Origin of the sequence: Bacteroides sp. 4_1_36 (assembly GCF_003466325.1) — a bacterium.
Lineage (GTDB): Bacteria > Bacteroidota > Bacteroidia > Bacteroidales > Bacteroidaceae > Bacteroides > Bacteroides uniformis.
On the sequence record NZ_QSOX01000001.1, the window covers coordinates 90,823 to 114,269 of the forward strand.

The window sequence follows — 23,447 nt, forward strand, 5'->3', positions numbered from 1 at the left end:
GCCATACGGAACTATTTCTTCTTCCCTTTCAGAAAACGGTCTGTCAGCCACTTGCGCACCGGTTCGTCGTACAGTTTCAAACAAGCATAAGCAAGGACAACAGCTCCCACGAAAGTAAGTATCATATAAGGGATACCTTCTGCCATTGTAGCGTTATTGTTGCATACCCAAGCTGTATAAGTGTATACCAGCGGATAATGGGTGATATAAATCGGATAGGAAATATCTCCCAGGAACTTGCATACGGCAGTAGAGCGCTTACCGGTCACCTTGCCGCCGGCTCCCATCGAAACAATGACCGGGAAGATGCAGATAATACAGAAAGCCTCGTAAAGCCCGTTCATCCAGTAACCATCCTCACCTCCGATACGGGGAATGGAAAGAACCACCACAATCAGCAGGCTGCACCACCAGAAAGCACGCTTTTCAAGCCGTATCAGCCAGCCGAGGCGTGACAGAAGCAATCCGCCGAAGAACGGATACATCAGCCGGACCATACCCACATACTGCTGTTCCCAGTTCAAGGCCCAACCACCCACAATATCGCCGGCAGGAGCAGTCAGACAACGGTATACCGTAAAACACCCTGCCACAAATACCAGCACCGACAGGGCCACCTTATTGAACTTGCGTACAAACAACGCATACAGGATATTACCGATATATTCATAATAGAGCGACCATGCCGGGCCATTCAACGGATGCATTTCCGTCCAGCCGCGAATGTCGAACTTCAGCGGAAGAGGAAGCAAGGTACAGCCCAGCAACATCACCAGCAGCATTGTTCCGATGGACGTATTCTCGATAGGCGGAAAACAAGACGACTCCTGAAAATAGAAAAAGGCAGCGCCCACAATGCTTCCCATAATCACCATAGGATGCAGGCGGATGATACGGCGTTTGAAGAAAGTGCCCACGGTCATCCGGTTCCAACGGTCATCATAAGCATAGCCGATAACAAAACCGGAAAGCATGAAGAAGAAATCCACTGCCAGATAACCATGATTGATAATTTGAGTAAGATGGCTGCCACCTGCATGTGCTTCAAAAAGATGGAAGATAATAACCATGACAGCCGCCACGCCACGAAGTCCGTCAAGAATCTCATAATGCGGTTTCGAGGCAAGATAAGTAGTTCGTGTATTCATTTTGGTATAAGATATTTATTTATTCGCGTGCAAAGATAAGAGTTTTTTCCAATAAGGGAACTGATAGATATCATATAAACTCTATCAATTAATTGACAAGTATAACAGTTGTCTTTATCATTAGATACATATCACTACTTGCACCTTTTTTTCCGCACAAAAAACAGCTTTTATTATCCATAATAAAAGGGCTACACCTTTTCCTTCTCATGGTGTAGCCTTAAACACAAAAGGGTGTAGCTATCCAAGGCAAATGGTGTAGCCCTTCTTCAAAAAAGAGAGCCAAATAGGATAATAATAAAGAAAAATCAGTTAACTACTTTTCTTATAACTTTTTACCGCCCACAGATTGAAGACCAATGCAAAGACCAACACGGCTCCCAGTTGCGGAAGCAGTTCGGCAAATCCGCCGCCACGGAGATAGATGGTACGCATCACCTCCACAAAATAGCGTAGCGGATTGATGCACGTAATCCATTGCGCCCACTCAGGCATACTGTGGATAGGGGTGAAAAGACCACTCATCAGAATAAGGATAAGCATGAAGAACCACATGACAAACATGGCCTGCTGCAACGTGGTCGAATGATTGGATATGACCAGCCCGAACCCCGACACCATCGGTAGAAAAAACAGCGCCATGCCGTAGATAGTGAGGAAATGTCCCGCCGGCAGAATGCCGTAAAGTACCCATGCCAGAACGAAACAGATGGTCAGCACCACAAAACCTATCAGCCAGTAAGGTATCAGCTTGGCGGCAATGAAAGTGAACTTGCCGACGGGGGTGACATTTATCTGCTCGATGGTGCCCACCTCCTTCTCGCCCACCACATTGAGGGCAGGGAGAAAACCGCAAATCAGCGTCAGCAGCATCACCATGAGGGCAGGAATCATGAAAAGCTTGTAGTTCAGCGTGGGGTTGTAAAGGTTCTGCGTAGTGATGTCCACCCGGGAAAGCGGCTTCCCGGCAAGCCCTTGCGAAGACGACTCCGAACCCAGTTCACGGGTATAGTCACTGATGATGGAAGACAAGTAGGATCCTCCCAGACTGCCCTTCGTGCCGTTCACGGCATTGGCCGCCACCAGCAGGCGGGGCGCCTCTCCCTTCACCCAATCCTTTTCGAAATCACGGGGAATCTCCAGCACGACATCTGCCGAACCTGCTTCAATGGCCAGCAAAGCCTCATCATATGTATCGGGAAGCGCTGTCAGGCGGAAATAAGTGGATGCACCGATTTTATCTACCAGACGGCGGGACAAGACGCTGTGGTCATTGTCCACTATATTCAGATTGATGTTCTTTATCTCCAGATTGGCGGCCCAGGGCATCAGTATCATAATCATGCACGGGAAAATGAAAATCAGCTTGGGCAGGAAGGAGTTGCGGAACAACTGCTTGAATTCCTTTTCAATGAGAAACTTTATCATAAGACGATATTTTAAAGATTTTAGACACAAGAACAAAAGAACAGATTTCCCGTATCCTTTTGTCCTTATGTTCTTCTGCCTGAATAATTAATACAAAATTCATATCCGCTCTTTACTCAAGCCGATGCTTGAATTTCTTGAAACTCACCGTTATCAGCAATACCGCCATCGTGGCAAGTATGCCGACCTCCATCAGCACAAGCGAAACATCCACTCCCTCAATCATCAGCTTACGCACCGCCTGGATATACCAGCGTGCAGGAAGCACAGCTGAAATGGCCTGCAAGATAACGGGCATACTCTCAATGGGGAATATCATGCCCGAAAGCAACATGGTGGGCATCATCAGCATCAGTCCGGACACCAGCATGGCGGCAACCTGCGTCCGGGTGACCGTGGAAATCAGCAGCCCCAGCGCCAGGGAGACAAAGATGAATAGCAGCGACACCACCACCAGCCAGAACAAGCTGCCCGCCACGGGAACATCGAGCACATAGACCGAAAGCAGAAGAATGGTGGTCAAGTTGACAAACGACAGCACAAAATAGGGCACCGCCTTTGCCAGAATGATGAAAAGCGGTTTGACGGGAGAAACCAGCAGGACCTCCATCGTCCCCGTCTCCTTCTCGCGCACAATGGAGATGGAGGTCATCATGGCGCAAATCAGCATCAGAATAAGCCCCATGACACCCGGCACGAAGTTGTAGGCACTCTTCATCTGCGGATTGTACAGCAGCTTGAGCTGGGGTACGATGGCAGCGGCATGCACTCCCGGCAGAAGCATCTCCTGCCCGGCAGAGGAGATGATGTTTGCGGCATAGCCTGCCTGCATAGTCGCCATATTGGGGTCTGTGGCGTCGGAGACAAGCTGCACGCGCGCCTCGCCGGTATAAAGCTTGTCCGAGAAACGCTCGCTGAAAACAAGCGCCATGTCAATCTCCCCTCTTCCGAAAGAAGCCTCCATATCGGCGGGAGAATGCAGGCGGCGGATGACGGTGAAGTATTCGCTTGCATCCATGCGGTCGATGATACGGCGGGTAACTACGTCATTCGACGGGTCGAGCACCGCCACACGCACGTTCTTCACCTCGGTGGTGATGGCAAAACCGAAAAGGATTATCTGCACGATGGGCATGCCCAGCAGAATCAGCATCGTGCGCCGGTCGCGGAAGATATGGAAGAACTCTTTTCGGATGAAAGATATGAATTGTTTCATTGTCTATATTTATATTTAGGCTCGGATAATGCGGATTTCACGGATTTTCAGTCGGCGGTTCGCACAGCTTGACGAGCCAGTTGTTGGAATACATCGTCCATCGTAGTGGCATTGAACTGCCGTTTCAGCTCCCCGGGAGTGTCGAGTGCACGGATGACGCCGTCTACCATGATGGAGATGCGGTCGCAATACTCCGCCTCGTCCATAAAGTGGGTGGTGACAAAGACGGTGATGCCCTCGTCGGCAGCCTGGTAAATCAGCTCCCAGAACTGGCGGCGCGTGGCAGGGTCCACCCCACCCGTAGGCTCATCCAGAAAGACAATCTTGGGACGGTGGAAGATGGAGACGGAGAAGGCCAGCTTCTGCTTCCAGCCCAGCGGAAGGCTTTTCACCAGTGTATCCCGTTCCTTTTCCAGCCCGAGGTGGAGGAGCAGCTCATCCGTCTTGGGGGCAATCTCCGCTTCGGGGATGCCGTAGATACCGGCAAAGAGGCGGATATTCTCCCACACCTTGAGGTCTTCGTAAAGGGAAAATTTCTGGCTCATGTAGCCGATGTTCTTCTTCACTTCTTCGGGTTGGGAAGCCACATCGAAACCTGCCACACATGCCTTGCCGCCGGTGGGGCGGCTAAGTCCCGTAAGCATGCGCATGGCGGTGGTCTTGCCTGCCCCGTTGGCTCCCAGGAAACCGAAAATCTCGCCCCGATGGACTTGGAAGGAGATGTGGTCTACAGCGGTGAAATTACCGAACCGCTTGGTCAACCCTTCCACTTCAATCACCTTGTTTTCGTGGTTTTCCACCCGTTCGTGCTGCAAGCCCGGAGGGCAGAGGATGCCCGCAAAGCGTGTCAGGATACGGTCGGGGGTATCGATGCCTTTTATCTCTCCTTCGTTGATGAAGGCGATGCGGTCGCATTGGCGCGCTTCGTCGATGATGGGGGTGGAAGCAATGATGGTGATACCCTGCTCCTTCAGTCGGCGAAGCATTCCCCAGAATTCCTTGCGGGACACGGGGTCGACGCCCGTAGTGGGTTCGTCCAGAAAGAGGACATCCGGTTTATGGATAAGGGCACAGCTAAGGGCGAGTTTCTGCTTCATGCCGCCGGACAACGCTCCGGCGCGGCGCTTGCGGAAAGGTTCTATCTGCCGGTAAATGTCGCGCACCAAATCATAATTCTCCTCGATGGTGGTGTGGAAGACGGTGGCGAAGAAATTGAGATTCTCCTCCACCGTCAAGTCCGGATAGAGGGAGAAGCGTCCGGGCATATACCCCACCCGCCTGCGGATGGCTTTGTAGTCCTTCACCACATCCAGACCGCAGACCGAAGCCGAGCCTCCGTCGGCAAGCAGCAAAGTGGTGAGGATGCGGAAAAGCGATGTCTTGCCCGCACCGTCCGGCCCGATGATGCCGAAAAGCTCACCGGGAGCCACTGACAGAGAGACACCCCGCAGGGCTTCCACGCTGCCGTAACGCTTGGAGATATTAGTTAAAGTTACAGCCTCCATACATTCCTATTTTCAGCATCCCGTCATTCTTCACGGCAATCTTTACGGCATAGACCAGATTGGCGCGCTCGTCTTTCGTCAGGATAGTTTTTGGAGTGAATTCGGACGTATCGGAAATCCAGGTGACGATGCCGGGGTATTCTTTCCGCACTTCCTTTCCATAATCCGCATAAACCTTCACTTGCTGCCCCTGCTTGATTTCGGCAAGCTGCTCGGAGGTGATGTAGGCACGGAGGTAAATCTGCTCCATATCCGCCACTTTGAAAAGAGGGGTGCCGGGAGCAGCCAGTTCTCCGGCTTCGGCATATTGGGCAAGGACGGTTCCCGTCAGCGGAGAGGTGATGTGGCATTTGCGCAACTGGTCTTCTATCTGCGCCACCTGGATGCCGACAGAGGAACTTTGCCACGTCAGGCTCCGGTCACTGTTGCGCAGGGTGGAGTTCTGTGCGTCGAGCTGCTTGCGGAGGACTTCGAGAAGGGACTCGGCATCATCCAGTTGCTTCTGGTTGGCGGCACCCACACGGAGCAGGTTGGACACACGATCGCGTTCGCGCCGTGCCTGCACAATCTGTTCCTGAGTGGCGGCTACTTGTTTCAGGATATCGGGCCGCTGGCCTTCCACGGACTTGACACTGGCCTCCAACTGGAGTTTCTTCAGATAGAGTTGGACGGTATCTATAATGCCCACCTCCTGCCCGTCTTTCAGTGTCGTGCCTTCCTCGATGTCGAAACTCAGCAGTTTTCCAGACGCCTCGGCAGAAACGATGACTTCGGTAGCCTCGAACGTTCCCGTCGCATCATATTTCGGAGCACCGCCGGTGCAGGCGGCAAGGAGAAATAAAAAAGGAAATAATTTCAATGATTTCATACTATTTCAAGTTATAAATTACGGATTATAGTCATTAATTGTTCAGCGTATATTTCAGCTGCCAGATGTTCATCAGCAACTGCACCTCATGCAATGCCTTGGTCTGTCGTGCCATACTTTCGTTGGTAATCTCCCGCAGCATATCGGTCACGGTCATTGTCCCGTTCTGCACCTTGGCCTCGGCTGCACGGCGGATATTCCCACGCAGACGGATAATCTCGTCATCATCCGCCATCTGGCGGCGCATGGATACAATGCCCGCATCCTGCTGCGTAGCCTGCAGGCGAATGTTGAAAAGGAACACATCCCGGCCGGTCTCTATCTGTTGGCGGGTATTGTCTATCCTGCGGCGGTCGTTCTTCAGTGTATACAGACTGCCGAAATTCCAGGACATGCGCACCCCCGCCATGTAATAGGCGTTGAATTCATCCTTCAGCATATTCAACCCTGGATTGCCGTATGCCCCTTGTACAAAAAGGCCGAAACGCGGCATCAACCGGGTGTTCAAAGCTGCCTCCTGCTGGCGGAGTTGCTCTCCCTGCGCATCGTACCAACGAAGTTCGGGGCGGTTGTTCATCTGCCGGTCTATGTTTTCTTCGGCAGCCGGTTTCAATAAAACCGTTTCGGAAGAGAGATCCTTGTCCGTAAAGGCAGCAAGCATGCTGAGGTATGCACGACGGGTGGTCTCCAATTCCACACGGTGCTGCCTGGTATTCAGTTGCTCTACGCTGACTGCATCCAGGTCGCTCGGGGTGGCGATGCCATTGGCTATGTAGTCGGCTACCTGCTTGTGGGTTCTGCCCAAATCTTCTTGCAAGAGGCTGTTCTGTTTCAGCTGTTCGTCCAGCAGCAGGATGCCGAAAAAGAGCTGGTTCACCCGGTCAGTCAAGGCATACATGTCTACATGCTGTTTTTCCAGTTCCACTTCCGAGGCGGCACGCGTCAACCGTTTTCTGGAACGTATATCCCCACCATCCCAGAGGGTCTGCTGCACTTCAAGCATCACCTGGTATTGGTCTTTCGGAGCAGTCTTGATGTCGAGATTAGGGATTTCGACCGGCAGCCGGGTGATGTCGCTCTGGTACGTGGCCTTGCCGGATAGGGAGAACTGGGGCAGGTAACCTTTTCCGGCATTGGAGAGGTCGTACCCGCGTGCCTTTTCTATCAGTCCGTATTGCCTGACCAACGGATAATTGTCTTGCGCCCGTCGCTGGCACTCCTCCAACGTGAGCTGGGCATGTGCCAGCATGGCAGCAAGAGAAAGGGTAAAAAAGAAAACGGTTCGTTTCATATCCATTCTGTTTCTTGTTTATTCTACATGGTTTTGTTCTATACACATGCAAAGATAAAGGCATAACCCTATAACCTTACAATCCATTTGTGCGCAAAGATGTTCTAATAGTACGACATTTCGTAGAAAAAGACAAATAATAGGAACACTTTATTATCTTTGCGGTGGAAATATACATTATTCATAAAGGGAAAGATATGGAAAAGAACAAACCGATAAGCGTCGCATTCGAGGACATCCGCAACAATCCGGATTTTATAGAACATTCCGAATACAGATTTATAAACGACGATTTGGGAATGGTCATCAGTTTTCAAGCAATGGGATTCAGGCTATTCCGCACCCAGCAACCTTATCGTGCCAAAGAAGGAAGGATTGTACGCATCATGCAAGGTAAGGGCCGAATCTCCATCAATCTTATCGAATATGAAGCTACAGCCCACGATATTATTATCATCCCTGACAATTCGCTGATAGAAATATCGGAAGTCAGTCCCGACTACGAATTCCAAGTCATCATGCCCACTGCCAATTTTCTGCCCGTACTACAGAATTCCATTCTTTCGGAAGCTTATACACGAAACGGAATCCGCCTTTCATGCAACAACGAGGAATGGGCACACATCAGCAGCTTCTTCTCTTTATTGTGGAATATACTACATTGTTTGCCCTACCGCCGCGGAGCTGTACAGCACTTGATTGTCTCACTTCTCTATAACCTTAAGTATATCCACGAGCACACATGCAAGTCAACTCCGTCACGCCTTTCACGCCAGGAAGAGCTATTCCGCCGCTTCATCGCTTTGGTGAACCAACACAGCAAGCACGAACGCAGCGTCAACTTCTATGCCGACAAACTATGCCTGACACCGCACTATCTGAGCTCGGTGATACGTGAAACAAGCGGACAAACCGTGATGCAATGGATTAATCAAGCAGTTATCCTCGAAGCCAAAGTATTGCTGAAACACAGTAATCTACTGGTGTTTCAAATATCAGACGAACTGAACTTTCCCAATCCGTCGTTCTTCTCGAAGTTCTTCAAACGTATGACGGGGATGACACCGGCGGAATACCAGAAACAAACCTGACCTCAAAACAGCTGTCCTATACGGGAGCCTGACGGTCCGTCGCAAGAGTCCGCTTCCAATGCCAGCATCCCTTGTTTGGCTGCCAGTCCACCGGCATAGCCTATCAGCGTATGGTTGCTGCCCACCACACGATGGCAGGGGATGAGTATGGAGAGGGCATTTGCCCCATTGGCAGCCGCCACCGCACGTACGGCTTTCGGATTGCCCAGCTTTCGTGAAAGCTCGCCGTAGGACACTGTTTTTCCGTAAGGGATGTTCTGCAACTCCTGCCACACCGTCCGCTGGAATTCTGTTCCGACTGCAAGCAGTGGAACATCGAATATGGTCCGCTTACAGGCAAAATACTCATCCAACTGAATGATTGCCCTTGCAATCACTTCCGAAGTGCCTTCCTCATAATCGGCATGCAGCGCCTGCCGTATACGCTTATCAACGGGTACTCTACGTTTCTCGTTCAGCATCCAGTCGCATAGGCAGAGTTTATCGCCGAAAGAGCCGAGGAGCAACTCGCCATAAGGAGATTGATAGTATTGGGTCAAAATTGTTTCCATCGAACTTAGTTTTCAGCAAAGATAACAAAAATTATCAGGAGTATTCGCAAACCTAATAGTTTTTGTTATCTTTGTCCCAGTTTTGGTTTCACCTCTCCCGGTTCTGTTGGAGATGAGTGATGAAAAAGGGAATCAGGTGCAAATCCTGAACAGACCCGCTGCTGTAAGTCCTTCCAAAATCTTTGAATATTCTACAAGCCACTGTCCGCCCGGCGGATGGGAAGGCATTCAAAGAGGGATAAGTCAGAAGACCTGCCAAGACAACATAGTTTTAGTGCTTTCGGGGAATAAAGCAACAAAACATTGAGTCGAGGCATTCTTTATCCATATAAAGGAATCTTTCTCTTTGTTCATTTTTTTCCTTGAGGGCAAGTTACGAACGCTTATAAGGAACTGAAATGAGATTCATCACAGGACTGCTATTTACATTTATCTGCCTGCTTCCTGCAGGTAGTATGGCACAGAATAAGGTCACCTTATCCGGAAAAGTCATAGACCAGCACGGGACACCGATAGCCCAAGCCACCATCGCTGTGGAAAACACCACCTCCGGCACCTATACGGATGACCGGGGGAAGTATTCACTGCAAGTCGCCCCGGGTAAACATACCTTCGTCGTCTCCTTCCTGGGCTACCAAACCGTGAAACAATCCCTCGACATCCGGCAGGATAAAAAACAGAACTTTACATTGCAGGAAAGTGCCGTAACACTGAGTTCTGTCGAGGTCTACGGAAAGACCCAAACGCAGAAAGTGAAGGAAGGAGCCTTTGCCGTCAATGCACTCGACATCAAGCCGATAGTAAACTCACTGAATAACCTCAACGACCTGGTGAACCGTACAACGGGCATTAAGGTGAGAGAGGAAGGCGGAGTTGGCTCGGACTTCGACCTCTCCATCAATGGAATGTCTGGAAATTCAGTCCGCTACTTTTTGGACGGAATGCCACTGGACACCAAAGGAAGCGGTGTTTCCCTCGCCAACTTACCCATTAACATCATAGACCGGATTGAGATATACAAAGGAGTAGTCCCTGCCAGCTTGGGAACAGATGCACTGGGCGGCGCCATCAATATCATTACAAAGCAGGAAAAAAAGGATTATCTGGATGTATCTTACGGCATCGGCTCCTTCCATACCCACAAGGCAGACTTGAATGCACAGTTCGTAGAAAAGAAAAACGGACTAATAGTCCGGCCCACCGTTGGCATCAACTACTCCAAAAACGATTATAGAATGAAGAATGTACAGATGCGCGACGAAAGCGGGGACAACTTCATATATGGCAATCCCAAGCGTTTTCATGACGGCTACTTCTCGCTACTGGCACAGGTGGAAGCCGGATTTGTCAACAAATCCTGGGCTGATGCTTTCTTTGTTTCCGCCTCCTATTCAAAAACAGACAAGGAACTGCAGACGGGGTCTGTTCAAAACAAAGTATACGGAATGGCAGAAAGGAATTCCGATTCCTGGAACATCTCTGCCCGCTATCAGAAGTACAACTTCATCCTGAAGAACATGCAACTGAATGCCTCCCTCTCCCACACCTGGGACCATTCCTTGACCGTGGACACTGCCTATCGGAAGTACTATTGGGACGGAGGATACATCGTGAGCCAGCGCAACGAGATTATGGGCAAAGAACCATCCATGCGCCACTACAAGCGTCCGCTCACCATCATGCGCACCAACCTGGACTATCAGCTGAATACCCATCACAGCTTTAATCTGAACTACCATTTGAGCCGTACCGGAAACGACCGCTTCGATGACCTTGATACCAGCTTCGAGCCGTCAAAAGATGTGGTTACCAAACATATCCTGGGACTCTCCTACAACCAGTCTCTGTTGGATGGCAAGATGGAAAACGTATTCTTCATAAAAGACTACATCAACCATCCCAATATCCGGCAGACCGACCAATCCAGCGTGACCGGCTCGAAGGATGTGCAAGGCTCCACCACCAAGAACTACCTGGGTTACGGTGCCGGACTCCGGTATATCATCGTGGAACCTTTATCCATCAAAGTATCCTACGAGCATAGCGTAAGACTGCCCATCGCCCGCGAGCTGTTGGGAAACGGTACCACCATCTATGCCAACGTGGCACTGAAACCGGAAAACAGCAACAACTTCAATGCCTCTCTGTTCGGCACATGGCACCCGGGCAATGGACATACATTCTATTATGAGATGAGCGGATTTTTCCGTAAGGTAGACAACTACATTCAGACCAGCATTGCCGAGAAAGAGGGTACAATGCAATATACCAACGTCCCGGCTGTCCATGTAAAAGGTGCGGAAGGGGAAATGCGCTACGACTGGCAAGGCAGACTGCAACTCGCCACAAACGTCAGCTACCAGGACACTCGCGACCAGCAGAAGTACAAGGGTGACGGAAAGCCCTCTGCCACCTATAACAACCGTGTGCCCAACCGCCCGTGGCTATTCGGTAGCGTAGAGGCTTATTATACCTTCCGCAACATTGCCCTGCCCGAAAGCAGATTGCGCCTGGGTTGTACCTATCAATGGGTACACTGGTACTTCCTGACCTGGGAAGCTTACGGCGCATATGATAACAAGGCACGCATTCCCGCCCAGCACATCTGTAATGCCGACATCACTTACTCATGGAGACGCGGACGCTATAATCTGGCTTTGGAGTGTACCAACTTCCTCGACAAGACAGCCTATGACAACTACAAGCTGCAGAAGCCCGGACGTGCTTTTTTTGCTAAATTCAGACTATTCATTAACTAATCATTTAATAATTCATTCAAAATGAGAAAATTCAAATTTACACTGATTGCCTTTATGGCTGCCATGATGGCACTGTCATTCACAGCGTGTTCCGATGATGACCCGGAACCTAATCCTAATCCGGACCCGGAAGTCAATGAGGATAACTATCACTTCGACCTATTTGTAACCGTAGACAAGCACGGCGGGATGAGTAGCAAGAATACCACTATCGTCCATAGCGTCAACTCATTGGCCGCAGAGCAGGGTGTCATCACTGTGAAAAGAGAAGGTTCGGAACTGGGAGATTACTCCATGGAGACTATCTCTAAAGGAAAATATTACTACCAGATTCCCGCAACCAATGACCGTTTCGTGAAATATCAAATCAAGAACAATGCTGTTCAGGTAATTGCAGAACGTCCCTTCAAGACCAACAGCTATAAGGTGCGTGCCTACACACATGCCTGGATTGACGACAATACACTCATCATCATGTCTACCAATGGCGGGAAAGACCAAGTGATTTATACAAAGCTGAACGCAAAAGACCTGACAATCCTCGATGAAGGTACTCTGAACATACCTGATCCTACCAACTGGACCAAGCTGACAAGCTCCGGTATCCTTACCTACCGCAAATCGGACAATAGATTGTACTACTTCTATTATTGGAAAGAAAAAGCCGGTCTGACAATTGCAAGCGAACAAGAGCCTAATTTCCACACAGCCATCATCAATCCGGTAACTATGGAAGTAGAAAAAGACATCAAATCTCCCGTTGAAGGTGAAATGGCAGGAAGTGCCTATGGAGAGCTGATGCAAAACTGCGTGATGTATGACGAAGCAGACAACCTCTACCTGGCTTGTTTCCATGAAGAGGCAAGTGGTATTGAAAAGGGGATGCTACTACGCATTAAGGTAGGCGCAACAGAATTTGACACTTCCTACAACGGTTATCAAAATGCAGACGGTAAGTTGATGACAGTTCAGTATTTAGGAAACAACAAAGCTTTGGTCTATGCTCGCAATGACAAAGCTCCTATCAGCGATAAAGCAGCTGCTGCAGGAATCAAAAAGCCTACAGCTATCGATGCATTCTCACACTACTATACCGTCATCGACCTTGCCACCGGAACCAAGACACGCTTAAGCTATGATGGCAAGGAAATCGGTTACAGCGGCGGTCGCTTCTCACAGCGTTCTGTCATCTTCAACAACAAAGCATACATTGGTGTAAACACTGAAGAAGATGCCAACGCCGTTATCTACATCTATGACATCAAGACCGGTAATGTAGAGAAAGGAGCCGAAGTGGACGGACGCTTCTACTTCGATATGATACGTGTCATAGAGAACGATTAAAACAAGCATCAGTATTTATGAAGAATTTGTTTGTCTTTTTATTCCTTTGTAATTTCCTCCTCCTCTGCCATGCGCACGGGGGAGGCAATTACGAGCACAGCGATATGCTTGCAAGTATGAAACCCGGTGACAAGGCCGCCCTGCTCATGGTGCACTTCGGCACTACGCATGACGATACCCGTGCCCTCACCATTGATGCCATCAACGCCAAGGCACAAGCCGCCTTCCCGGAGTTGAAGTTCCAAGAAGCCTATACGTCGCGCATCATCATCCGCCGCTTGAAAGAGCGCGGCATCACGAAGCTGACTCCACTGGATGCCATGCTGAAACTGCGCAGCGAAGGTTACACACACCTCATCGTGCAGAGCACCAACATCATTGACGGAGTAGAAATGGAATCACTCCTCCGGGATGTGGAAAGCGCACTGCCCTTCTTCAAGGAAATACGCGTAGGTACTCCCCTGCTCTACTCTATAGAAGATGCAGAGAAGGTGGCAGATATTCTGGGCAACCGCTACAACGTCCCGGCACAAGGCAAAAAGGCTGCCAAAGAAAACTTCGTGCTTGTGGGCCACGGCACTTATACTCCTGCCACTGCCATCTACAGTCAGATGGACTATATGCTGAAAGCAGGCGGACTGACCAATTTCCATGTGGGCACCATCGAAGGTTATCCTACCTTTGACACCATGCTGGCACAACTGAAAGCCGGGAAAGCCAAACGTGTGACCCTCATCCCCTTCATGTTTGTTGCCGGAGACCATGCCAAAAACGACATTGCCGGAGAGTGGAAGGAGATGCTCGAGAAAGAAGGCTTCACCGTCAGTGCACAACTGGAAGGACTGGGACAAATTCCGGAAATTCAAGAAATATTCATTGACCATATCCGTTTCGGACTGAAGCACCGCATGCTGGACATCATGACGAAGAAGGCGGCCTATGCTGCCGGAAAAGACACTGAATAATATACCCATTAGTGGGTATTTAGTGTTCTTGAATCATCTTGTACTTTTGCAGGAAAAACGCGAACGACAATGAATGTTATCACCAAACTGATGTACTCTATTCATAGGATACTGGGCACTTTGCTCTGTATCCTATTTCTTATGTGGTTCCTCTCCGCCTTCGTGATGATGTACCACCGTTTTCCCCGTGTCAGCGCCAAGGAGAAAATGCAAAAGCTGGAAATGCTCTCCCAAGCCGGAGACTCACTTCCGGACATCTCCTCCGTCACAGCCCGCCTGCCCCGTGGCGTAAAGGTCAGGTCTACGATACTGAACCTCAATGCCGGACACCCCGAGTTCAGCTTTAGTACCACAAAAGGCACGCTTCATTTCCTTGCCGATTCCACCATCTCACAACCCTCTCTGGACAGCGAGCACCTGCACCGGACAGCAGCTTTGTGGTGTTCTTCTCCCATTACCCGTATCGACACCCTCCACTCTCTGGACCAATGGATTCCCTTCGCTGAACTGAAAAAGGAAATGCCCATTTATAAAATATACTTTGCCGATGATGCCGGGACACAGCTCTATCTGAGTTCACAAAACGGTGAGGCCTTACAGTTCTCCAACAGAAGCGAACGCTTCTGGGCATGGCTGGGTGCCATTCCCCACTGGGTATACTTCACCTGGCTGCGGCAGGACACCGTCCTTTGGACTAAGACCGTCATCTGGCTCACAGCTCTGGGTTGTCTCATGGTCATTGCCGGCATTTGGGTAACTGTGGATGTATGGCGTAAGACGCACCGAAGCCGCCATCCCAAGTTCTCCCCCTACCGAAAAAGATGGTATCACTGGCACTACGTCAGCGGAATCTTTTTCGGCATCTTCGTACTGACCTTTACCTTCAGCGGCATGATGTCTTTGGCAGACATTCCCGAATGGATTCATAAACCGGCACTGAAGAAAGGCAGCGCCACACGCACGCTCCATGCCCGTGCCCCACAACCGGAGGATTACCCCTTGGACTACCGCCGTGTCATAGCCGCCTATCCCCAAGCTTTGCAGATAGAGTGGCGCAACTTCCGCGAACATCCCTACTACATCGTAAAAGATAGAAAAAACGAGTATTACATCGATGCCGCCGACAGCCTGCCGCGTCCGTTACAACTCTCCGAAGAAGAAATCCTGAAAGGCGTGGAAAGCATTTATACCTCCCAGCGTGATTCTTCACAACATATCCCCGGCATACATATCTCCCTGCTCGAACATTTCGAGACCTATTATCGCGACATGAGCAATATGTATCGCGGACGTCCCCAGCTTCCCGTCTGGAAGATTACGGTGGACGACCCGGATCGGAGCGTTTATTACATTCACCCGGAAACGGGAATCATCCACCATGTAGACACCTCCTCCCGCTGGAAATACTGGAGCTATACAGCCCTGCACCGCATGCGTCTGCCCGGTCTGAACTCCAATGCCACCCTGCGCAAGACTGTGCTTTGGGTATTGCTGCTTGGAGGTACAGCCGTTTGCATCACGGGTGTGGCGTTAAGTGTGAATTATATAAGAAGAAAATGTTGTAAAAGACAAAAACGCTATTAACGAGAATAAACTTGTATGAATAAGAAAAGACTTGGAATATTCCTCGGCAGCATAGCCCTATTGATTGTCTGCAGCTTTGCGGCCTATCAGTACTGGCTTGCTCCTACACGTATACTTATTATCAACGCAACCCTGGCACAAGCTGCCGACATTGCCCTGAACAATGACTGCGCCCGGATAGAAGTCACCTGCATAAAAAAAGAAGAGGTGAAGGACCTTTCCGGCTATGATGCCATCGTGATGTACAGCAGAGGGCTATACCTTGACGACGGCCAGATTGCCGAAGTGGAACGGGTGGGTGCCAGCGGAGTACCAGTCTTTACGAATACGTTACGAAATTTCACCCTCTCCCTCAATCACAATGTTACCAATGAACAACAGCATACGCTACGGGAGTATCTCAAGAACGGCAACAAGCACAACTACCGGAATGCCTTACTCTACCTGCGCCACATCGCCACTCCCCACCGGTGGGGACACCAGGATTACGAGCCTCCCATCCCATTGCTGGAGAACATGTTCTACCACCGCGAATACGGCCGCTACTTCAGTACTCCGCAAGAGGTGACCGCCTATCTGAAAGAAAAAAATCTCTACCATGAGGACGGACGCAACCTTGCCCTGATTTCCGGACTCAACTTTCCGATGGAAGGAAACCGTGCCCACGTAGATTCCCTCATCACGTGCTTGACACAAGCAGGCTTCAATGTCTATCCTTTCACAGCCGGAGGTCAACCGCGTGCCGATATGATACGTACCCTCCATCCCGATGCAGTAGTCTACCTGCCTATGGGACGGCTGGGCAATGACTCACTCATCAACTGGCTGCACCAGGAAAACATTCCTTTATTCATGCCCTTCCCGCTGATTCAGCCCCACGAGGAATGGCTGGACCTGGATACCCCCGTCAGCGGTGGCACACTGACCGCCCGTGTAGTGGTGCCTGAGATAGATGGAGGCATGCTACCCCTCTGCATCGCTACCCAAAACGAAAACAAACACGGATACTATCTGTACACCGCTGAAAATGAACGGATAGATGCCGTAGTGGACCATATTACCAAGTACATGTCCTTGAGAGACATGTCCAACAAAGAAAAGCGCGTTGCTATCTGTTACTTCAAGACTCCGGGAAAAGACGCCCTGCTGGCAAGCGGTATGGAAGTGATTCCTTCACTCTATAACTTCTTGAAACGCCTGCGTTCGGAAGGGTACGACGTCAGTGGACTGCCTGCTACTGTAGAGGAGTTCGGCAAGCGGATACATCGTGACGGTGCCGTCATGGGTTCGTATGCCAAAGGAGCACAAGAACAGTTTTTGAAAACGGCACACCCGATATGGCTTTCTACCGAGCAATACGAACAATGGGCACACGAAGTACTCCTTCCCGAGAAATATCAGGAAGTGACAGACAGATATGGAGATGCGCCCGGCAATCTGCTGGTAACAGAGGACAGTATTGCCATTGCCTGCCTGCAATTCGGCAATATCCTACTCTTCCCCCAGCCCCGCCCGGCATTGGGAGATGATGAGTTCAAACTGGTGCATGGAATGCCGGTAGCGCCGCCCCACAGCTACCTGGCTCCTTATCTGTATATGCAAAAAGGATTCAAGGCAGATGCAGTGATTCACTTCGGCACCCACGGCAACTTGGAATACACGCCCGGAAAGAATGTGGCACAGTCGCAGGCCGACTGGTCGGATGTACTGATTGGTAACCTCCCCCACTTCTATTTCTATACCACCGGAAACGTAGGCGAGGGTATCATTGCCAAACGCCGGACACATGCCGTACTGGTCACCCATCTCACTCCGCCCTACGTGGAGAGCGGTATGCGCCAACGCTATTCGGCCTTGCTCGAAGATATTCACAAAGTGCTGGACGAAGGTACCGAAAAACACCGAACCCTAGGAATAAGTATCAAAAAAGAAGCCATGCGTCTGGGACTGCATCGCGACCTCAACCTCGACTCCATCTCCAGTGACCCCTACACAACCAAGGAGTTGGAACGTCTGGATGCCTTCACCGAAGAGATAGCCAACGAAAAGATACTGGGTGCGTACTACACCATGAACGAGCCTTATTCTGACCGCGACCTGCTGACTACCACTCTCGCCGTCGCTGCCGACCCGCTGGCATACGAAACGGCCCGCAAGGACCGTGATAAAGGTAAAATCACCACAGAACAGTTGCAAGACTTCACCTATATAGCCCACCACTACTTGCCTGCCGCCAGGAAAAGGCTGACCGCCTTACTCCAGAATCCACCCAAGGATACTGCATCTGTAGCACCGGAGCTTCGCCCCGCCCTACTCTATCGCGAACAGTTGCTTGCCTCCCCCGTCAACGAACAGAATGCCATGGTGCGTGCACTCAGCGGAGGAACCGTATTCCCTGCGCCGGGAGGTGACCCCGTACTGAACCCGAACGTTCTGCCCACCGGACGCAACATGTACAGCATCAACGCCGAGAATACTCCCAACCCAAGGGCTTGGGAAGATGGAAAGCGATTGGCAGAAGCGACTTTAAAACAGTACATCAGCAAGCACGGCGAATATCCCCGGAAAGTAAGCTATACCTTCTGGGCAGGCGAATTCATCAATACGGAAGGAGCTACGCTGGCCCAGGTATTCTGGATGCTGGGAGTAGAACCCGTACGCGACGCCCAAGGCAGAGTGGTTGACCTGAAACTGGTGCCCAGTGAAGAACTGGGGCGTCCGCGCATCAATGTGCTGGTACAAGTGTCCGGACAGCTACGCGACATAGCCGGTTCCCGCTTGAAGTTACTGACCGATGCTATACGTCTGACATCGGAAGCCGGAGATGAGACCTATCCCAACTATGTGGCATCGGGTACACTGTTGCAGGAAAAATTACTGGTAGAAAAGGGAACTTCCCCCAAACGTGCCCGTGAAATGTCTGTGATGCGTGTATTCGGACCGGTCAACAGCGGATACAGTACCGGTATGATGGCCTATACCGAGCACAGCGGCTCGTGGGAAAGCGAAAAGGAGATAGCCGAAGGATACCTCAACAATATGGGTGCCTCTTATGGGGACGACGAAAATTGGGGAGACGTCCAGGAAGGTTTGTTTGCCTCGGCACTGTCCGAAACGGATGTTGTCATCCAGCCCCGTCAAAGTAACACATGGGGCCCCATCTCCCTGGATCATGTATACGAATTTACGGGTGGACTCTCGCTCACCGTCAAAACCGTGACCAGCAAGGAACCGGATGCCTATATGGCAGACTACCGCAACCGGACCAACCGCCGCATGCAGGATGCCAAAGAGGCCATTGCCGTAGAGACACGTTCCACCATCTTGAACCCTACCTTTATACAAGAGCGGATGAAAGGCGGGGAAGGTTCGGCGCAGATGTTCGGCGAAATCTTCCGCAACATCTTCGGCTGGCACGTCATGCGTCCGTCGGCCATGGACAAAGAACTGTTCAATGACTTGTATAGAATGTATATAAAGGATGAGAATAAGCTGGGCATTCACGAGTACTTCCTCCGCGTCAATCCCGCCGCATTCCAGGCTATGACAGCCGTCATGCTGGAAAGCGCCCGCAAAGGTTACTGGAAAGCATCTGATGAGCAACTGAAAACCACTGCTTCCCTGCATGCACAAATCACACGCGAAAAAGGTGCCGCTTGTACCGAATTCGTTTGCGACAATGACAAGCTACAGTCGTTCGTTGCCGACCAGTTGGATAATAGCGAGAAGCAGACCTATACCCAGAACATGAAGGAGGTACACGAAGCATCCGCAACCGATGGCAAGGATGTCGTACTGAAAGAACACAAACTGACTTCCGAACAAACGGTACGTAAGAACAGGGTGAACGGAGTGGTTGCAGGCAGTCTTGTCGTCATCACCTTCATCGGACTGGTCGTACTGTTGAAGAAAAGAAAAAAAGAATAAATAGAAACAGAGTATTATGGAATACGTCATTCATCTGTTAGCCCTATTCATCGCCCTCAATTTTCTATTAAAGGTGGGGTTCTATCCACGCTGGGGAATGTGGACGGTTGCCGCAGGCTGTGCCTTTTTTGCGTGGCTGGTGACTCCATGGATGACGGAACAGTCCAAGACCGTGGTGGCAGCTTTCTTTGCCTCCCGTCCACAGATGTTGAACTTGTCGGTATGTGTCACTCTGGAAGCCGCCATAATGATAACTTTCTGTTTCGACTGTTTCGCAAAAATGCGTACCCGCAACACGGCCTTCAAACAAGCGGTCACCCTCTTCCTGAAGTTATACCCCGGCATACTGATAGGCGGAGTAATATGCTATGTCCTGGCACTGCTGCTTTTCACTTTTCCCGGAATAGATTTCGGCAGTCTCTCATGGATAGCAGCCGGTGTTACTTTCTTTGTAGTCGGTGCCGGTAGCCATTTGCTGCGATATGCTATCGGTGACAAGCCGCTGCGCTTGGAAGTATTGTTCATTGTCAATATTTTCATTGTTATATTGAGCATCATTGCCACGGGCTATTGAAACGAATTAAAGAATTAAAAACTAAAAAGATATATGGAAACAATCTCAAACACACTGTTCTGGATTTCGAACGGGCTGCTGGTTCCCGTCATAGTCCTGCTGCTGCTATTCTTTCTACGTGCCATTCTCCTTGCGGGAGGTTTCTTCGGGGAATTCTATCAACGGATGAAATTACAGAAGCAATTCGCTGAAACACTGGAGAACATTACCCCAGAGAATATAGACGGACTGCTGCAGCAACTCCCATCGGCAGGCAACTCCCCTCTCCTCCGCAGCATGTCCAAATTGTCCGCACACCGGGATGACGACGCCTACTGCGAACACCTGCTTGCCAATTATGAAGTGGAAGCCGAGAAGGAGTTGGGACGTTCGCGTACTTTCATCAAGCTGGGTCCTATGTTGGGACTGATGGGTACCCTCATCCCGATGGGTCCCGCACTGGTGGGGCTGGCACAAGGAGACATCTCCTCCATGGCCTACAATATGCAGGTGGCTTTTGCCACTACAGTGGTAGGTTTGGTCATTGCTGCTGTCGGCATCATTACCCTGCAAGTGAAACAACGCTGGTATGCCCGCGAAATGAACGACTTGGAATATCTGTACAAAGTGATAAGCCGCCAAACGGCCGAAAAGGAATAACGGACTAACGATACGAAAACTATGAAGAGTAAGAGAAACAGATTACTGCACAGCGATTCGGACTCCGACCCCATGGGTACGGTAGCCAATCTTTTTGACGTAGCGATGGTCTTTGCCGTAGCCTTGATGGTGGCTCTCGTCTCCCGCTTCAATATGACGGAGATGTTTTCCAAAGAAGACTTCACCATGGTGAAGAATCCCGGAAAGGAAAATATGGAAATCATTACCAAAGAAGGGCAGGAAATCAAGAAATACACTCCCAGCGAAGACCCAAAGACCTCCGGTAAAAGAGGAAAGAAAGTGGGAGTTGCCTATCAGCTTGAAAATGGAGAGATTATCTATGTGCCGGAATAAGGGAATACAGTACCTATTAATAGCTATTTGGCCATCGCAGTATAACAACTATTAAGTATTTCACCCTCCGATAATGGTATGTACATTTGCAGCGTTATATAAAATAAAACAATATATGATAAAGCAAAGACTTCTCACAGCTCTCCTTATGGGAGGAATCATCGCCACCGGTGCCTATGCACAAGCAGAAAAAGGTGACAGCGACGATATGACCAAGAAAACTCACGAGTTGAACCCGGTCGTAGTAACGGGTACGGGTACACATCAGCGACTGAAGAACACTCCGTCTCCGGTATCGGTTATCACTGCCAACGAGATAAAGCGTGCCGGTATCACCGACTTCCAGCAGGCCTTGACCATGATGGTACCCTCGCTCTCCTTCCGTCCGAACGCAATGGGGTCCTATCTGATGATGAACGGACTCTCCAACAAGCACGTGCTGATATTGGTCAACGGACGCAAGGTCACGGGAGACATTACCGGTAACATCGACCTCAACCAAATAGACATGACCCGCGTCAAACGCATCGAGGTACTGAACGGAGCCGCTTCTTCCCTTTATGGTTCGGATGCCATCGGCGGTGTAATCAATATCATTACCAACGAGCCTAAAGATGTGGTAGCCTTCAGCAGCAATAGCAGCTATACGAGAAAGAATCAATTCTCCCAAGGCTTGAATCTGGACATCGCCCAAGGAAAAATAGGGTCCTATACTTCCTATAAATACGACCACTCCGACGGTTGGCAAAACAGCCATCTGACAGAAGATGGAGAAGACATCATCGAAACGATTGCCCCGCTCTCCCTGGGCTACAGCTCGAATAACTTTTCGCAGAAGTTTACCTATGATGCTACGGACCAGCTTTCCTTCTATGCCAACGGTGGATACTATAACCGCGGACTCGAACGTCCGGTAGAACGCGAAGACATCACCGGCGGAAGCAAGTACAACACTACCTACGAAGGTTACAACTGGGGGGCAGGCGCCAAATACAAACTGAGTAAACGCAACGTTATCCAGTTCGACTATTCAGGAAACAATTACGCATCACGCTACAAATACCTGATAGAAAACAGCGGATACCTGCCCGGAGAGTATGCGCTTACCAAGCTTCAGAAATTCCATGATGCCGAGTTGAAAGGTATCTTCGGTTTTACAACCAACAGCACTACGGTGTTCGGTGTGGACTATCGCCGTGAAGTGCTCCGCCGTCCCGACTCTGATTTGGACAAAAGTGTCTATACGACATCAGCCTACGGCCAGCATGAAGTGAAGCTATGGAACCATCTGACCGGTGTTGTGGGTGTACGCTACGACCATCACGAACAGACGGGTGGACGCTTCACCCCCAAAGTGGCAGCCATGTACAACATAGGCAACTTCAATGTACGTGCCACCTATGCTGCCGGATTCCGCGCTCCGGGAATCGACGAGCTCTACTACCACATGTTCAAGAAGACAATGGGTACACGAGCCACCATCTCATTGGGTGACGAGAACCTCGACCCCGAACGCAGCAACTATTACTCCATCAACATGGAATACCGCACCAACCGTTTCAGTGCTTCCGTCACTGGTTACCTGAACTATGTAAAGAACATGGTAACTTCCAAATCCACTAAATTCGATGACCTACCGGAAGCAGAGCAGAACCAGTTGCGTGAAGAGTTCCCCGAAATCGGTGACCTTTCATCCACGAAAAACCTAAGTGTCAAGAACTACTTCAATTTCGAGAAAGCTACCGTCAAAGGCTTTGAAGTGAACTTGAACGGCAATCTGTTCCCGGGCTTCACCCTGGCCGGAAACTATACCTACGCCTATGGACGCGGTCTGAACGAAGGAGGCGAATGGCAAAACATCGAACGCAGCATACGCCATACAGCCACCATCACCGGAAACTATACACACAGCTGGAGCGACTATACCTTGAACCTCAACTTGAACGGTCGTCTGCAAAGCAAAGTCTATTATCCGGGTGACGCGGACGGCAATGCTCCGGGCTACGGCATCTGGAACCTCAATACCCGCCATACCTTCGACGGCTTCCGCAACTTTGTCATCGAACCGGGCATCGGCATAGACAATATCTTCAACAAGAAGGACAACCGCCCGCTGAACAAGAACTTCACCTTGTATTCCCCGGGACGTTCGGTAGTAGTCAGCCTGGCACTCAGACTAAAATAATTTCTCCATAACGCTTTT

Annotated in this window: 17 protein-coding genes and 1 riboswitch; of the genes, 10 read left to right on the top strand and 7 right to left on the bottom strand. The window is 50.2% G+C overall.

Annotated elements, in window-relative coordinates; all coding sequences use genetic code 11:
* Positions 1-11: 11 nt before the first annotated feature.
* The 6 genes from DXD65_RS00350 to DXD65_RS00375 all read right to left on the bottom strand — a co-directional run bounded on the left by DXD65_RS00350 (position 12) and on the right by DXD65_RS00375 (position 7,462).
* On the bottom strand, positions 12-1,148 hold the full coding sequence (locus DXD65_RS00350; protein WP_057097884.1) for an acyltransferase family protein: 1,137 nt from the start codon (positions 1,146-1,148) through the stop codon (positions 12-14).
* A 312-nt stretch (positions 1,149-1,460) separates the two neighbouring features.
* Positions 1,461-2,576: an ABC transporter permease gene (locus DXD65_RS00355; protein ID WP_117887245.1), complete on the bottom strand. Its 1,116-nt coding sequence runs from the start codon at positions 2,574-2,576 to the stop codon at positions 1,461-1,463.
* Positions 2,577-2,688: 112 nt separating this feature from the next.
* Positions 2,689-3,792 (bottom strand): ABC transporter permease, encoded by a 1,104-nt coding sequence (locus tag DXD65_RS00360; protein ID WP_008664442.1) that lies wholly within the window; start codon positions 3,790-3,792, stop codon positions 2,689-2,691.
* A 47-nt stretch (positions 3,793-3,839) separates the two neighbouring features.
* Complete coding sequence (locus DXD65_RS00365; RefSeq protein WP_009038349.1) at positions 3,840-5,297, bottom strand: ATP-binding cassette domain-containing protein; 1,458 nt, start codon at positions 5,295-5,297, stop codon at positions 3,840-3,842.
* Positions 5,275-6,165 carry an HlyD family secretion protein gene (locus tag DXD65_RS00370; protein WP_057256484.1) on the bottom strand — a complete coding sequence of 297 codons (891 nt, stop codon included), beginning with the start codon at positions 6,163-6,165 and terminating at the stop codon, positions 5,275-5,277. Before DXD65_RS00370 ends, DXD65_RS00365 begins: the two co-directional genes overlap by 23 nt.
* A gap of 34 nt (positions 6,166-6,199) precedes the next feature.
* Complete coding sequence (locus tag DXD65_RS00375) at positions 6,200-7,462, bottom strand: TolC family protein (protein WP_034532863.1); 1,263 nt, start codon at positions 7,460-7,462, stop codon at positions 6,200-6,202.
* Positions 7,463-7,653: 191 nt separating this feature from the next.
* Here DXD65_RS00375 and DXD65_RS00380 point away from each other — a divergent pair, with 191 nt between their 5' ends.
* Positions 7,654-8,547 carry a helix-turn-helix domain-containing protein gene (locus DXD65_RS00380; RefSeq protein WP_005837252.1) on the top strand — a complete coding sequence of 298 codons (894 nt, stop codon included), beginning with the start codon at positions 7,654-7,656 and terminating at the stop codon, positions 8,545-8,547.
* A 2-nt stretch (positions 8,548-8,549) separates the two neighbouring features.
* Here DXD65_RS00380 and DXD65_RS00385 read toward each other — a convergent pair whose 3' ends face one another.
* Positions 8,550-9,098 carry a methylated-DNA--[protein]-cysteine S-methyltransferase gene (locus tag DXD65_RS00385; RefSeq protein ID WP_005837253.1) on the bottom strand — a complete coding sequence of 183 codons (549 nt, stop codon included), beginning with the start codon at positions 9,096-9,098 and terminating at the stop codon, positions 8,550-8,552.
* A 66-nt stretch (positions 9,099-9,164) separates the two neighbouring features.
* Positions 9,165-9,373: riboswitch (cobalamin riboswitch) on the top strand.
* Between the two features lie 123 nt (positions 9,374-9,496).
* Here DXD65_RS00385 and DXD65_RS00390 point away from each other — a divergent pair.
* The 9 genes from DXD65_RS00390 (at position 9,497) to DXD65_RS00430 (ending at position 23,429) form a co-directional block, all read left to right on the top strand.
* Positions 9,497-11,857, top strand: coding sequence for a TonB-dependent receptor (locus tag DXD65_RS00390; RefSeq protein WP_117887246.1), 2,361 nt, complete (start codon positions 9,497-9,499; stop codon positions 11,855-11,857).
* A gap of 21 nt (positions 11,858-11,878) precedes the next feature.
* Positions 11,879-13,201, top strand: a complete 1,323-nt coding sequence (locus tag DXD65_RS00395; RefSeq protein WP_008663413.1) for a hypothetical protein — start codon at positions 11,879-11,881, stop codon at positions 13,199-13,201.
* Positions 13,202-13,218: 17 nt separating this feature from the next.
* Entirely contained in the window at positions 13,219-14,166 is a 948-nt protein-coding gene (locus DXD65_RS00400) for a sirohydrochlorin cobaltochelatase (protein ID WP_057252494.1), read from the top strand.
* A 69-nt stretch (positions 14,167-14,235) separates the two neighbouring features.
* Positions 14,236-15,750, top strand: a complete 1,515-nt coding sequence (locus DXD65_RS00405) for a PepSY domain-containing protein (protein ID WP_057252495.1) — start codon at positions 14,236-14,238, stop codon at positions 15,748-15,750.
* 15 nt (positions 15,751-15,765) lie between these two features.
* Entirely contained in the window at positions 15,766-19,677 is a 3,912-nt protein-coding gene (locus DXD65_RS00410; RefSeq protein ID WP_117887247.1) for a cobaltochelatase subunit CobN, read from the top strand.
* A gap of 16 nt (positions 19,678-19,693) precedes the next feature.
* Positions 19,694-20,251, top strand: coding sequence for a hypothetical protein (locus tag DXD65_RS00415; RefSeq protein ID WP_117887248.1), 558 nt, complete (start codon positions 19,694-19,696; stop codon positions 20,249-20,251).
* Positions 20,252-20,284: 33 nt separating this feature from the next.
* Positions 20,285-20,890, top strand: a complete 606-nt coding sequence (locus DXD65_RS00420; RefSeq protein ID WP_117681278.1) for a MotA/TolQ/ExbB proton channel family protein — start codon at positions 20,285-20,287, stop codon at positions 20,888-20,890.
* A 21-nt stretch (positions 20,891-20,911) separates the two neighbouring features.
* Complete coding sequence (locus DXD65_RS00425; protein WP_005836672.1) at positions 20,912-21,244, top strand: DUF2149 domain-containing protein; 333 nt, start codon at positions 20,912-20,914, stop codon at positions 21,242-21,244.
* A 115-nt stretch (positions 21,245-21,359) separates the two neighbouring features.
* Entirely contained in the window at positions 21,360-23,429 is a 2,070-nt protein-coding gene (locus DXD65_RS00430; protein ID WP_199670696.1) for a TonB-dependent receptor plug domain-containing protein, read from the top strand.
* Positions 23,430-23,447 lie beyond the last annotated feature (18 nt).

Excerpts from the sequence above, each read along its gene's own strand:
- DXD65_RS00350 (WP_057097884.1), bottom strand. The coding sequence starts at position 1,148 with ATGAATACACGAACTACTTATCTTGCCTCGAAACCGCATTATGAGATT.
- DXD65_RS00355 (WP_117887245.1), bottom strand. The coding sequence starts at position 2,576 with ATGATAAAGTTTCTCATTGAAAAGGAATTCAAGCAGTTGTTCCGCAAC.
- DXD65_RS00360 (WP_008664442.1), bottom strand. The coding sequence starts at position 3,792 with ATGAAACAATTCATATCTTTCATCCGAAAAGAGTTCTTCCATATCTTC.
- DXD65_RS00365 (WP_009038349.1), bottom strand. The coding sequence starts at position 5,297 with ATGGAGGCTGTAACTTTAACTAATATCTCCAAGCGTTACGGCAGCGTG.
- DXD65_RS00370 (WP_057256484.1), bottom strand. The coding sequence starts at position 6,165 with ATGAAATCATTGAAATTATTTCCTTTTTTATTTCTCCTTGCCGCCTGC.
- DXD65_RS00375 (WP_034532863.1), bottom strand. The coding sequence starts at position 7,462 with ATGGATATGAAACGAACCGTTTTCTTTTTTACCCTTTCTCTTGCTGCC.
- DXD65_RS00380 (WP_005837252.1), top strand. The coding sequence starts at position 7,654 with ATGGAAAAGAACAAACCGATAAGCGTCGCATTCGAGGACATCCGCAAC.
- DXD65_RS00385 (WP_005837253.1), bottom strand. The coding sequence starts at position 9,098 with ATGGAAACAATTTTGACCCAATACTATCAATCTCCTTATGGCGAGTTG.
- DXD65_RS00390 (WP_117887246.1), top strand. The coding sequence starts at position 9,497 with ATGAGATTCATCACAGGACTGCTATTTACATTTATCTGCCTGCTTCCT.
- DXD65_RS00395 (WP_008663413.1), top strand. The coding sequence starts at position 11,879 with ATGAGAAAATTCAAATTTACACTGATTGCCTTTATGGCTGCCATGATG.
- DXD65_RS00400 (WP_057252494.1), top strand. The coding sequence starts at position 13,219 with ATGAAGAATTTGTTTGTCTTTTTATTCCTTTGTAATTTCCTCCTCCTC.
- DXD65_RS00405 (WP_057252495.1), top strand. The coding sequence starts at position 14,236 with ATGAATGTTATCACCAAACTGATGTACTCTATTCATAGGATACTGGGC.
- DXD65_RS00410 (WP_117887247.1), top strand. The coding sequence starts at position 15,766 with ATGAATAAGAAAAGACTTGGAATATTCCTCGGCAGCATAGCCCTATTG.
- DXD65_RS00415 (WP_117887248.1), top strand. The coding sequence starts at position 19,694 with ATGGAATACGTCATTCATCTGTTAGCCCTATTCATCGCCCTCAATTTT.
- DXD65_RS00420 (WP_117681278.1), top strand. The coding sequence starts at position 20,285 with ATGGAAACAATCTCAAACACACTGTTCTGGATTTCGAACGGGCTGCTG.
- DXD65_RS00425 (WP_005836672.1), top strand. The coding sequence starts at position 20,912 with ATGAAGAGTAAGAGAAACAGATTACTGCACAGCGATTCGGACTCCGAC.
- DXD65_RS00430 (WP_199670696.1), top strand. The coding sequence starts at position 21,360 with ATGATAAAGCAAAGACTTCTCACAGCTCTCCTTATGGGAGGAATCATC.